The following is a 13,676-nucleotide window of genomic DNA, read 5'->3' as shown; positions in this document are numbered from 1 at the left end:
GAGGCCTTGTTGCAGCACTGGAATCCCGCGTTTCAGGCACAACCGTCGTCGCTGACCCTGCATCAGTTATTTGAAGCGCAAGTCGCCCAACAACCGAACGCCATCGCGCTGGTTCACGAAGGCGAGCAACTGACCTACGCCGCGCTCAATGCCCGGGCCAACCAACTGGCGCGCAAACTCCGCGAGCTGGGCGTCGGCCCTGAAGTGCGGGTTGGCATCGCGACCGAGCGGGCGATGCCACTGGTGATCGGTTTGTTGGCCATTCTCAAGGCTGGTGGCGCCTATGTGCCGCTCGATCCGCAATACCCGGCCGAACGCCTGGGTTACATGATCGAAGACAGCGGCATCACCCTGCTGCTCACTCAACAACATTTGATCGACGGTCTGCCCAGCCACGATGGCGTGCAGGTGCTGAGCCTGGAATCGCTGCAACCGGACGCCGTCAGCGACGGCAACCTGCCGGCGCTGGCGACTCCGGACAACCTCGCCTACGTGATCTACACCTCCGGTTCCACTGGCCGGCCCAAAGGTGCATTGCTCAGCCATGGCAACGTCGGGCGCCTGCTTACGGCCACCGCGGGTGAGTTCAACTTCGGCCCGGACGATGTCTGGACGTTGTTCCATTCGTACGCGTTCGACTTCTCGGTGTGGGAGCTGTTTGGTTCGCTGTGCACTGGCGGGCGTCTGGTGATCGTGCCGTACTACATCAGCCGCGAGCCGCAGCAATTTCATCGCTTGCTGTGCGACGAAGGCGTGACGGTGTTGAACCAGACGCCAACCGCGTTCCGCCAACTGCAGCCGATTGCTTGCGCAAGCGAACGGGATATGGCGCTGCGCCAGGTGATTTTCGGCGGTGAAGCGCTCGACGTCGCGAGCCTGCGTCCCTGGTTCGAACGCTTCGGCGACCGCCAGCCAACATTGGTCAACATGTACGGCATTACCGAAACCACGGTGCACGTGACTTACCGTGCGATAGGCCTGGCGGATCTCGATGGCAAAGCCCAAAGCCCGATCGGCCTGCCAATCCGCGACCTGCGCTGGTACCTGCTCGACAGCCAGTTGCAGCCAGTGCCGGTGGGTGTGGCGGGGGAGTTGTACATCGCCGGCGCCGGTCTGGCCCGAGGTTATCACGGACGCTTCGGCCTGACTGCGGAACGTTTTGTGCCGAACCCGTTCGCGGCCTCGCAGCGGCTCTATCGCAGCGGCGACCTGGCGCGTCAGCGTGCCGACGGCAGCATCGATTACCTCGGCCGCATCGACCAGCAAGTGAAGATCCGTGGTTTCCGTATCGAGCTGGGCGAAATCGAGGCTGCATTGCTCGCCCAACCGGGCGTGTGCCAAGCGGTGTTGAGCGTGCAAGCCGGCGACGGCGACCCGCAACTCTGCGCCTATGTCGTGGCCGAGCAAACGCCGCACGACCCGATCGCCTGGCGCGACAACCTGCGCGCCGCGCTCAAGGTCGATCTGCCGGACTACATGGTACCCAGCCACTGGATGCTGCTGGATACCTTGCCACTGACCGCCAACGGCAAGCTTGACCGTAAAGCGCTGCCGCGGCCGGATGCCCGGCAATGGCTGCGTCCGTTCGAAGCCCCCGAGGGCGAGCTTGAGCAGCAACTGGCCGCCATCTGGGCCGATGTGCTGGGCGTGGCGCAGATCGGGCGATGCGACAACTTCTTTGAATTGGGCGGGCATTCACTGCTCGCCGCCCAGGCCAGCGCCCGTGTGGAACTGGAGCTGGGCATCGAGCTGCCGCTGCGCGCGCTGTTCGAATCCCCCGACCTTCAGGCTTATGCCGCCCTGGCCGGACAACAAGCCCCGGCTGACAACGATGCACGTCTTGATGCGCTTGAGTCGCTTCTCGACGAGATGGAGATCAACTGATGGAACACACCACTGCCCAGCGCATCGCCGCGCGCTTCGCCAGCTTGCCCGCCGACAAACGTCGCGAGTTTTTGCAACGCATGCAAGAGCAGGGCGTGAGCTTCGGACAACTGCCGATTCCACCTGCTACCGAGCCGCAAACGACGTTCGAACTGTCGTACGCGCAGCAGCGTCAATGGTTCCTCTGGCAGCTTGATCCGCAGAGCCCGGCGTACAACATTCCGGCTGTGTTGCGTTTGCACGGGCTGTTAAATGTCGTGGCACTGCAACAGAGTTTCGACCTGTTGCTGGAACGGCATCAGAGCCTGCGCAGCCGTTTTGTCGAGGACGACGGGCAGGTGGTGCAAACACTGGCCGGGTTCACCTCGCTGCCCATCGAGCAACTCGACTTGCGCGGCGCACCTCAAGAGCAGCGTTTCGATCAGGCGATGAAAATCGTCGAGCAGGAAATCGCCCGACCGTTTGATCTTCAGCACGGTCCGCTGTTGCGGGTCACTTTGTTGCAGCTCGACACCGAAGAACACGTGCTGTTACTGACTCTGCATCACATCGTCACCGATGGCTGGTCGATGGGCGTGTTGGTTGAGGAGTTTTCTCGGCTGTACACCGCGTATTGCCAAGGCCGGAACACTGCGCTTGAAGCATTGCCGATTCAATATTCGGACTACGCGATGTGGCAACGTCGCTGGATGGAAGCTGGCGAGCTGGAGCGTCAACTCAACTGGTGGCGCGACACGCTGGGCAATGAGCAACCGTTGCTCGAATTGCCCAGCGACCGTCCACGTCCGGCGCAGCCGAGCCAGCGCGGTGCGCGTCTGGATTTCGCCCTCGATGCCCAGCTGGCCAGCGCCCTGATGGCCCTGGCCAAACAGCGTGGCGTCACGCCGTTCATGTTGTTGCTGGCGAGTTTTCAGGCGCTGCTCTATCGCTACAGTGGCCAGTCCGATCTGCGCATCGGCGTACCGATTGCCAACCGTAATCGTGGAGAAACCCGTGGCCTGATCGGCTTCTTCGTCAATACCCAGGTGATGCGTGCCGAGCTCCATGGACGTCTGCCGTTCAGCCAGTTGCTCGACCAGACTCGCGCGGCATCGCTCGATGCTCAGGGTTATCAGGAGTTGCCCTTCGAGCGGCTGGTGCAAGCGTTGCAAGGTGAACGCAGCCTGAGCCACAGCCCGCTGTTCCAGGTGATGTTCAACCACCAGCAAGCCAAACCGGCGGCGGTCACCGGCTTGCTCGTCGGCCTGCGTGTCGAGGCGCTGAATGCCACGGCGCACACCACGCAATTCGACCTGCAACTGGACACACAGGAGGAGGGCGACAAGTTATTCGCCAGCCTGACCTATGCCACCGATTTGTTCGACGCTGAACGCATCGAGCACCTCGCACGTCACTGGCGAAACCTGTTGGCCGGGGTGTTGGCGAACCCGCAATGCCCGCTCGCCGAGTTGCCGTTGCTGGAGGCCGACGAGCGTCTGCGCATCCTCGACAACCTCAACAACACCGCTCAGGCCTATCCGGGCGAAGTCTGCGTGCATCGGCATTTCGAAGAACGTGTGGCTGAAAACGCAGCGGCGACAGCGCTGGTGTTTCAAGGCCAGTCCCTGAGTTACGCCGAGCTGAACCTGCGCGCCAATCGCCTGGCCCATCACTTGCGCGCACAGGGTGTCGGCCCGGAAGTGCTGGTGGGCATTGCCTGCGACCGTTCGTTTGAAATGGTCGTGGGTCTGCTGGCGATTCTCAAGGCCGGTGGCGCCTATGTGCCGCTGGACCCGCAATACCCGCTTGATCGCTTGAGTTACATGATCGAAGACAGCGGTATTTCGTTGCTGCTGACCCAGGCACATTTGCTGGCGCAACTGCCGACGCCGGACCACGTGCGCACCCTGTGCCTGCATGCCGAGGCCGATTGGCTGAACGACTTGCCGGGCACTGATCTGCCCAACCTTGCCATCGCAGAAAACCTCGCCTATGTGATCTATACCTCCGGCTCCACCGGCAAACCCAAGGGCGCGGGCAACCGTCATGTGGCGCTGCATAATCGTCTGGAGTGGATGCAGCAAGCCTACAACTTGCTGCCAAGTGACCGGGTGCTGCAAAAAACCCCGTTCAGTTTCGACGTGTCGGTGTGGGAGTTTTTCTGGCCGCTGATGAAGGGCGCCACCCTGGTCATCGCCGCGCCCGACGAGCATCGTGATCCGCAACGTCTCGCCGCATTGATCGTCGAGCAGGGGATTACCACGCTGCACTTCGTGCCGTCGATGCTCTCGGCGTTTATCGGTGCCGACGAGGCGCTGGCCTGTACCTCACTGCAACGGATCATCTGCAGTGGTGAAGCGCTGCCGGTGGAACTGCAACGCCAGACCCTGCGCAGCTTGCCGCAAGCCCATCTGTACAACCTCTACGGACCGACCGAAGCGGCCATCGACGTGACCCACTGGACGTGCGTGGAAGAGGGCCGCGACAGCGTGCCGATCGGCCGACCGATCGCCAACCTGCGCACGTGCATCCTCGACAGCGAACTGCAACCGTTGCCGCTGGGCGCGGTGGGCGAGTTGTACCTGGGCGGCGTTGGTCTGGCGCGCGGTTACCACCGTCGTGGTGCGCTGACCGCCGAGCGTTTCGTGCTCGACCCGTTTGGCAGCGGCGAGCGTCTGTACCGCACCGGTGATTTGGCGCGTTATCGCGCCGACGGCGCCATCGACTACTGCGGACGTATCGACCACCAGGTGAAGATTCGCGGGTTGCGCATCGAGCTGGGTGAAATCGAAGCGCGCCTGCAAGAACATGCCGATGTGCAGGAAGCCGTGGTGATTGCGCTCGATGGCCCGAGCGGCAAGCAACTGGTGGCGTACATCGTGCCGCGTGACCGTGCATTGGTCAGCGTCGATGCCGAGCTGCAAGGCGTTTGGCGTGAAGCCCTGAAAACCTATCTGCTCGCTAGCCTGCCGGATTACATGGTGCCGGCGCAGACGGTGCTGATCGAGCAAATGCCCCTGAGCCCCAACGGCAAACTTGACCGCAATCGCCTGCCGGCGCCGACCGCGCAAGTCAGCCTGCGCGCCTTCGAACCACCGCGCAGTGAACACGAGCAGGTGCTGGCGCAGATCTGGCGGGACGTGTTGGGCGTGGAGCAAGTCGGGCGTCAGGACAATTTCTTCGAACTGGGCGGCGACTCGATTATTTCGATCCAGGTGGTCAGCCGCGCGCGCCGTGCCGGTCTGAGCCTGCAACCCCGTGATCTGTTCCAGCAGCAAACTTTGCAAGCGCTGGCCGCCGTGGTCAAGGAACAGGCCGCTGCGCTGGCACCGCAGGGGCCGGTGGAAGGCCTGCAAAAACTCACGCCGATCCAGCGCTGGTTCTTCGACGAGCCGATCCCGCAACGCGCGCACTGGAACCAGGCGGTGCTGCTGACGCCGCGTGAAACCGTTGAATTGCCGCGTCTGCAAGCGGCGTTGCAACGCCTGCTCAGGCAACACGATGCGTTGCGTTTGCGCTTCAGCCAGCTCGACGGCCAATGGTCGGCACGCTACGTCGGGGCCGACAGTTGCGATGTCATCGACATGCTCTGGACCGCCCGGGTCGCCAGCAATGAATCGCTGGAGTCGGTGTGCGACGAAGCGCAGCGCAGCCTCAGTCTGCAGGACGGGCCGTTGCTGCGCGTGGCGCTGATTGCTCAGGCCGATGGTTCCCAGCGTTTGCTGCTGGTGATCCATCACCTGGCCGTTGACGGTGTGTCGTGGCGGGTGTTGCTGGAAGATTTGCAGGCGGCTTACCAGGGACAAGACCTGCCGCCAAAAACCAGCGCCTTCCAGGTCTGGGCCGAAAAACTCGACGCCTACGCGCGTTCCCAAGCCGCTGCCGCCGAACTGGGCTGGTGGCGGGCGCAGCTGAGCGGGGCGAATGATTCGCTGCCAGCCGCCAAGGCCCAGGCCAGCCAGGCCGGGTACTTGCGACAGGGCGTCAGCATTGGCCTGGACCGCGAACAGACTCGCCAGTTACTGCAACAGGCGCCAGCGATCTATCGCACGCAGGTCAACGATCTGCTGCTGACCGCGCTCGCCCGCACCCTCAGCCGCTGGACCGGCGACGCCTCAGTGCTGATTCAGCTCGAGGGGCACGGCCGCGAAGAACTGTTCGACGATATCGACCTGACCCGCACCGTCGGCTGGTTCTCCAGCCTGTTCCCGGTGCGCCTGACGCCGACCGTTGACCTTGGCGGTTCAATCAAGGCCATCAAGCAGCAACTGCGCGAAATCCCAGGCAAAGGCATGGGCTACGGCCTGCTGCGCTACATGGGCGATGCCTCGAGCCAATCGGCGTTGGCCGCTCTGCCGCAAGCGCGGGTGACGTTCAACTACCTCGGCCAGTTCGATCAGAGCTTCGCCGAAAACGCACTGTTCAAACCTGCCACGCAGTCCAGCGGCGCTGCGCAGTCGGCGGACGCACCGTTGCCTAACTGGCTGTCGGTGGACGGTCAGGTCTATGGCGGTGAACTCAAGCTCGACTGGACCTTTAGCCGCGAATGCTTCGACCTAAGTGAAATCGAAGCGCTGGCTGCGGATTATCAACGCGAGTTGTTGGCGCTGATCGCCCATTGCCTGGGCGAAAGTGCGGGCGGCGTGACCCCGGCGGACTTCCCGTTGGCCCGTCTAAGCCAGGCACAACTCGATGGCTTGCCGGTGTCGCCGGCGCAAATCGAAGACCTGTATCCGCTGTCGCCGATGCAGGCCGGTTTGCTGTTCCACAGCGTGTACGAGTCGGCGCCCGGCGCCTACGTCAATCAACTCAGTGTCGAAGTCCGGGGGCTCGATGCCGGGCGTCTCGGCCGCGCGTGGCAAGCGGTGCTCGACACTCATCCGATCCTGCGCAGCAGCTTCCACTTTCCGGACGGCTTCGAAGCGCCGGTGCAAGTGGTCCATCGTCATCTGCAATTGCCGTTGACCTGCCTCGACTGGCGCAGCCGCAGCGGTCAGGCTGCAGCGCTGACGCAGTTGATCGACAGCGAACGCCTGCAACTCGATCCCACCCGGGCACCGCTGATGCGCCTGACTCTGGTGCGCCTCGACGATGAGCGTCAGCAACTGATCTATACCCACCATCACCTGTTGCTCGATGGGTGGAGTAATTCACTGCTGTTGGGCGAAGTCTTGCAGCGTTATGCCGGGCAAGAGGTGCAGGCGCCGACCGGGCGTTTTGCCGATTACATCGGCTGGCTGCAACGTCAGGATGCCCAGGCGGACGAGATCTTCTGGCGTGAGCAACTGGCGTCCCTCGACAACCCGACTTTGCTGGCGCAGAGCCTGGCCCATGGCGACCGCAAAAACCTGTCGGCAACGGAATTTGCCGACCATCGCCAGACCTTCGATGTCGCTGCCAGCCAGCGCTTCAGCGAATTTGCCCGTCGGCACAAAGTCACGCTCAACACGCTGGTGCAAGGGGCCTGGGCACTGCTGTTGCAGCGCTATAGCGGCCAACGCAGTGTCGCGTTCGGCGCGACCGTGGCAGGACGTCCGGTAGATTTGCCGGGGGCTGAAAGCCAGCTCGGCCTGTTCATCAACACCTTGCCGGTGATCAGCAGCCCGGACGCGGTGGAAAGCGTCGCCCAGTGGCTGACCCGTTTACAGGCGCAGAACCTGGCACTGCGTGAGCATGAGTTCACCGCATTGAGTGACATTCAGCGCTGGGCCGGGCGTGCCGGCGAGCCACTGTTCGACAGCCTGTTGGTGTTCGAAAACTTCCCGCTGGCCGAAGCGCTGCAACAGGGCGCGCCGGCGGGTTTGAGCTTTTCGATTCCACAGAACCATGAGCGCACCAACTTCCCGCTGACCCTGGCGGCCACTGCCGAAAGGCAACTCAGCCTGAGCTGGAGCTACCAGTGTGGGCATTTCAGCAACGAAGCCATCGTTCGCATGAGCGAGCATCTGGCCGCGTTACTGGCGGCGATGGTCGCCGCGCCACAGGCTGCATTGAGTGAACTGGACCTGCTGACTGCGACGGAACGCACACAACAGTTGATCGATTGGAATCCGGCGTTTACCGCGGCAGAAAATCCGCTCTGCGTGCATCAGTTGATCGAGGCCCAGGCGCTCGTCCGACCGGCCGCCACCGCGCTCATCTTCAACGATCTGCAACTGAGCTTCGACCAGCTCAACCGCCGCGCCAATCAACTGGCCCATCGTCTTCGCGCGCTGGGCATTGGCCCGGAAGTGAGGGTTGGTCTGGCCATGCAGCGTTCGCCGGACATGATCGTTGGCTTGCTGGCGATCCTCAAGGCTGGCGGAGCTTACGTGCCACTGGACCCGGCTTACCCGACGGAACGCCTGCGCTACCTGATGCAAGACAGCGGCATTTCGCTGATGGTCAGCCAATCGTGGTTACGTGAAAAACTGCCGTTGCCCGAAGGCCTGCCGGTACTGGAAATCGACCGCGAGCCGCTGGAACTCATGGTGGACACTAACCCGGTCAACCTGACCTGCGGCGAAAACCTGGCGTATCTGATTTACACCTCGGGCTCCACGGGCCGGCCGAAAGGCGTCAGCGTGGCCCACGGTCCGCTGGCCATGCATTGCCTGTCGATTGGCGAGTTGTACGGCATGACCCCGGACGATCGCGAACTGCAATTCGCCTCGATCAGTTTCGACGGCGCCCACGAGCGTTGGCTGACGCCACTGATGTTCGGTTCGGCGGTGATGCCGCGCGATGACGAATTGTGGAGCGTGGAGCGCACCTGCGCCGAGATCGAAAAACACGGCATCACCATCGCCTGCTTCACCCCGACTTATCTCTCGCAGATTGCCGATTTCATGGGCGAAGCGGGGCGTGACTTGCCGATCCGTTCGTACACCCCGTGTGGTGAGGGCATGGCCCGGCATGCGTTCGATGAAGTCCAGCAGGTGCTGCAACCCAAGCGCCTGATTAACGGATACGGCCCGACCGAAACGGTGATCACGCCGCTGATCTGGCTGGCATACCCGGATACCGAATTCGATTCAGCGTTCATGCCAATCGGTCGGCCGGTCGGCAATCGCAGCGCCTATATTCTGGATGGCGGTCTGCAGCCGGTGCCGGTCGGCATCGCGGGCGAGTTGTACTTGGGCGGCGAAGGAGTTGCCCGTGGTTACCATCAACGTCCGGAGCTGACCGCTGAACGTTTCGTACCGGACCCGTTTGTGCCCGGCGGCCGCTTGTATCGCAGTGGCGACCTTGCACGGTTCCGTGCCGACGGCGTCGTCGAATACCTCGGCCGCATCGACCAGCAAGTGAAAATTCGCGGGTTCCGCATCGAGCTCGGCGAGATCGAAGCCTGCCTGCTGGAACATGACGGCGTGCGTGAAGCCTTGGTGATTGATCGCGAAGGCCCGGTCAACCGGCAGTTGGTCGGTTACGTGGTACCCCGCGATCCGCTCGCCGATGAACCGGCGTTGCGTGAGGCGCTGACGGCTCATCTGCGCAGCCGGCTGCCGGCGCACATGTTGCCGGCGCATTTGATGTGCCTGGCCGCGCTGCCACTGACGCCGAACGGCAAGCTCGATCGCCAGGGCCTGCCAGCGCCGCAGGCCACTCGGCAGAACCACGATCACGTGCCTGCCGCGTCGCCCGCCGAAGCATTGCTGGTTGAGATCTGGCAGGAACTGTTGGGCGTGGATTCGCTGGGCGTCACCGAAAACTTCTTCGAGCTGGGCGGTGATTCGATCATCTCGCTGCAGGCGGTCAGCCGTGCCGGGCAGCGCGGGCTGGTGTTCAGTCCCAAACAACTGTTCGAGCAGCAAACCATTCGTGCGTTGGCCACAGTGGCCAGCAGCCGTGGAGCAACGCTGATCGAAGCACCCAACGTCGACGCGTTTTCGCTGGTGCCGCACATCGATATCGCCGCCCGTGAAGGTCTGCAGGATTTGTATCCGCTGTCGCCGATGCAGCAAGGCATGTTGTTCCATTGCCTCGATTCACCGGAGCTCAACCCCTACGTCAACCAGTTGAGCGTGGCGGTCGACGGTTTGCAGCTGCCGCGTTTCCGCGCGGCCTGGCAGACGTTGGTTGCGCGTCATGAAGTGCTGCGCGCGGCGTTCCGCTGGCGCGACGGGTTGGCTGATCCGCTGCAAGCAGTGTTTGCCGACGTCGAGTTGCCGATCAAGGAACTCGACTGGCGCGAGCGTAGCGACACCGAACAGGCGCTGAGCGAACTGGCAGCGGCGGAACAGGCCAAGGGCTTCGATCTGAGCTGCCCGCCGTTGATGCGTTTCATCCTGGTGCGTCTGGGTGATGACCGCTACCAGATGATCTGGATTTACCATCACCTGTTGCTCGACGGCTGGAGCGCCTCGCGTCTGCTGGGCGACATGCTGCGCCTGTATCACAACGACAGCCTGCCAACCCTGACCGGTCGTTACGCCGACTACATCGCCTGGCTGCAACGCCAGGACGGTGCACAGGCTGAAGGCTTCTGGCGTGAACGCCTTACGCTGCTCGAAGAGCCGACCATTCTGGCCAAGGCTTCGGGTGCAACAGGTTCCGGTCACGGCGTGATGTACAGCAACCTCGACGCCCAAGCCACGCGCAAACTGCACACCTTCGCCAAGCGTCAGCGCGTGACACTGAACACGCTGGTGCAAGGTGCGTGGCTGTTGTTGCTGCAACGCCACAGCGGTCAACGCAGCGTCGCGTTCGGCGCCACGGTTGCGGGGCGTCCAACGGGGCTTGCCGGTGCGCAGGACATGCTCGGCCTGTTCATCAATACCTTGCCTGTCATTCAAACACTCGATCCGCAACAACCGTTGGGCGAGTGGTTGCGCGACTTGCAGGATTACAACCTGAGGGTCCGCGACTACGAGCACACACCGCTGTCGGACATTCAGCGCTGGGCCGGCCAAGGTGGCCAGGGTCTGTTCGACAGCATCATCGTGTTCGAAAACCATCCGGTGGACCGAGCCTTGAAAGGGGGCGAGGAAGGGGAACTGCGCTTTGCCGAAGTCGGCAGCGGCGGCGTCACTAACTTCCCGATGGACCTGATGGTCAGTGCCAACGAGGAAGGTCTGGAAGTCGAATACCTGTTCCTGCGTGATCGCTTCAGTGATGTAGAAGTGGAACGAATCCGTGCGCAGTTGGAAGGGTTGCTGCGTGCGTTGCCTGAAGATGCCTCGTGTCTGCTCGGCAATATTGGCTTGCCGCAGGCACGTTTAAGCTTGCCGCAGGCGTGCGATGACAGCGCTGATTTGCTGCATGCGTTCACTTTGCACGTAAAAGCGCAGCCGCAGAAAATCGCCTTGATCTGTGAAGATCGGGACATCAGTTATGCCGAACTTGAGGCGCAGGCCAATGGGCTGGCGCAGCACTTGATCGATCGCGGTATCGGCCCGGAGAGCCTGGTGGCGGTGGCATTGCCGCGTTCCGAACGCACGATCGTCGCGTTCCTCGCAGTGCTCAAAGCAGGCGCGGCGTATCTGCCTTTGGACCTGGCGTACCCGACTGAACGACTGACCTGGCTGTTGAGCGATTCGGCGGCCAGCCTGTTGCTCTGTGACAGCGATCTGGGTGATCGACTGACTTGGGCCGACAGCCCGCCACGCCTGTTGCTGGATCAATTGAGCATTGCCGACAACGTCGCGTGCCCGGTTTCCCATCCTTTGCCGGGGCACTTGGCGTACCTGATTTACACCTCCGGTTCCACCGGCCAACCGAAAGGCGTGGCCGTGGCGCGTGGACCCATTGCCCGGCATTGCCGCGGCATCATCGAACTCTACGAACTGGCGTCGCGCAGCCGTGAGTTGCACTTCATGTCATTCGCCTTCGACGGCGCGCAAGAGCGTTGGTTGAGTGTGATGTTGGCCGGGGGCAGTCTGGTCATCCGCGATGACAGTGTGTGGACCCCTGAGCAAACCCTGGAAGTGATGCAGCGTCATGCCGTCACCGTCGCCTGCTTTCCGCCGGCGTACCTGCAACAGATGGCCGAAGTGGCCGAGCGTCTGGGCAATCCGCCCGCGGTCCAGGTGTATTGCTTTGGCGGCGATGCAGTGCCGCAGGCCAGCTTCGAGCAGGTCAAGCGTGCCTTGCGTCCGCAGCGTCTGGTCAACGGTTATGGCCCGACCGAAACCGTGGTTACGCCGCTGCTGTGGCGTGCCGAAGCCAGCGACACCTGCGACGCCGCCTATGCACCGATCGGGCGCGGTGTGGCCGGGCGTGGTGTGTATGTGCTGGATGCCGACCTCAATCCGTTGCCGGTCGGTGTCAGTGGTGAGTTGTATCTGGGTGGCGAATGCCTGGGGCGCGGGTATCACCAGCGTCCCGGCATGAGCGCCGAGCGTTTCATCCCCGATCCGTTTGAGGCAGGCGGCCGCATGTACCGTACCGGCGACCTGGTGCGCCAGCGCGAATGCGGGTTGATCGACTACCTGGGGCGTCTCGATCAGCAGGTGAAGATCCGGGGTTTCCGCATCGAACCGGGCGAAATCGAGGCGCGTCTGCGTGAGTGTCCGGACGTGCAGGAGGCCGCCGTGGTGGTGCACGACACGCCCACCGGCAAGCAATTGGTTGGCTATGTGGTGGCGGCAGGTGCTGTCGGGCTGGATCGTCGCGTGAAATCCGAACTGCAAGCGCAACTGCCCGATTACATGGTGCCGGCGCGCATCATTGTGTTGGAGCGTTTCCCGCTATCGGCCAACGGCAAGCTCGATCGTCGCGCGCTGCCGACGCCGGAATGGGCACTTGGCGGCTATCGCGCGCCACGCAATGCACTGGAGACGGCGCTGACCGCCATCTGGCAAGAGGTGCTCGGCGTGCCGCAAGTGGGCATCGACGACAACTTCTTCGAGCTGGGCGGGGATTCCTTGCAGGTGCTGAAAGTCATCTCGAGGGTACGCAGTCAGTCACAACCGGGCTTTGAAATGAAGCTGCGGGACCTGATGCAGAAGCCATCCATTGCCGAACTCAGTGGCTATCAGACCGCCGAACCCTCGGCTGCGCCGGATCCTCTGCTGGCGCTGAATGCACGGATCCCGAATGTGCCGGCGCTGTTTTGCCTGCACGCCGGGTTCGGCACGGTGTTCGACTACGAACCGCTGGCGCGGCGACTGGAAGGCCGGCGCACGGTGTACGGCGTGCAATGCCGCATGCTGCTGGACCCGCACTGGCAGGACGAGTCGCTTTTAGCGATGGCCCAGGCCTATGCGCACCGGATTCGTGCTCAGCAGGCCAAGGGGCCGTATTACTTGCTGGGCTGGTCGTTGGGTGGTGCGTTGACGCAACTGGTCGCTCACGAACTTGAAAATCAGGGCGAAGCCGTGGCGTTTGCCGGGCTCGTTGACAGCTACGTGGCTGGCGCCGCAGAAGCGGGGGACTGGCGCGAAGACCTGAGCGATTTCCTCAAATTTGTGCTTGGTTTGCCCGCTAATGAGGCTCAAGCCTTGATGGCGCTGGAAACCGATGGCTTGGGTGAACGCGAGGGTTGCACCGCCGTCATCGAAGCCGCGTTGCACGGTTCCGACGAACAGGCCGCATTGGGCGCGGCTGAGCTTGCGCATATCTTCGCCACCGGCTTACGCCTCAAACATCTGGCGCTGGCGCATCGTCATCTGCCGACGATCCAGGCTTGGGCCCATCGCTGGTGGGTGGCCGAACGCGACGACGAGCGCCGGGTGTTCGAGGCCCAGGTCGGCAGCCATGGTGTTGATCGCCTGTTGGCGGGCGGGCACTACGAACTGCTGCGCGGTGATCAGTTGCTCGATGAGCTTGAAGGCTTGCTGGAACAACGTTTGGTAATTGCCTGACGGTTCCTACACAGCCCACACCGCTCATGC

General features: G+C 62.8%; 2 protein-coding genes and 1 pseudogene. All 3 read left to right on the top strand.

Annotation, left to right across the window (positions count from 1 at the left end; translation table 11 throughout):
* Positions 1 to 6: 6 nt before the first annotated feature.
* Positions 7 to 1,521 (top strand): annotated as a pseudogene (locus tag ACYZT1_RS17325) (amino acid adenylation domain-containing protein); the annotation flags it as partial.
* Complete coding sequence (locus ACYZT1_RS17320) at positions 1,495 to 1,884, top strand: phosphopantetheine-binding protein (RefSeq protein WP_462019271.1); 390 nt, start codon at positions 1,495 to 1,497, stop codon at positions 1,882 to 1,884. The pseudogene ACYZT1_RS17325 and the gene ACYZT1_RS17320, both read left to right, overlap by 27 nt.
* Complete coding sequence (locus tag ACYZT1_RS17315; protein WP_462015901.1) at positions 1,884 to 13,646, top strand: amino acid adenylation domain-containing protein; 11,763 nt, start codon at positions 1,884 to 1,886, stop codon at positions 13,644 to 13,646. The genes ACYZT1_RS17320 and ACYZT1_RS17315 overlap by 1 nt, the downstream gene beginning before the upstream one ends.
* Positions 13,647 to 13,676: the final 30 nt, after the last annotated feature.

The sequence above is a fragment of the Pseudomonas sp. PB3P13 genome, from assembly GCF_054897735.1.
The sequence above is the reverse complement of the archived record's forward strand: the minus strand, read 5'-3'. Positions and strand labels throughout refer to the sequence as shown.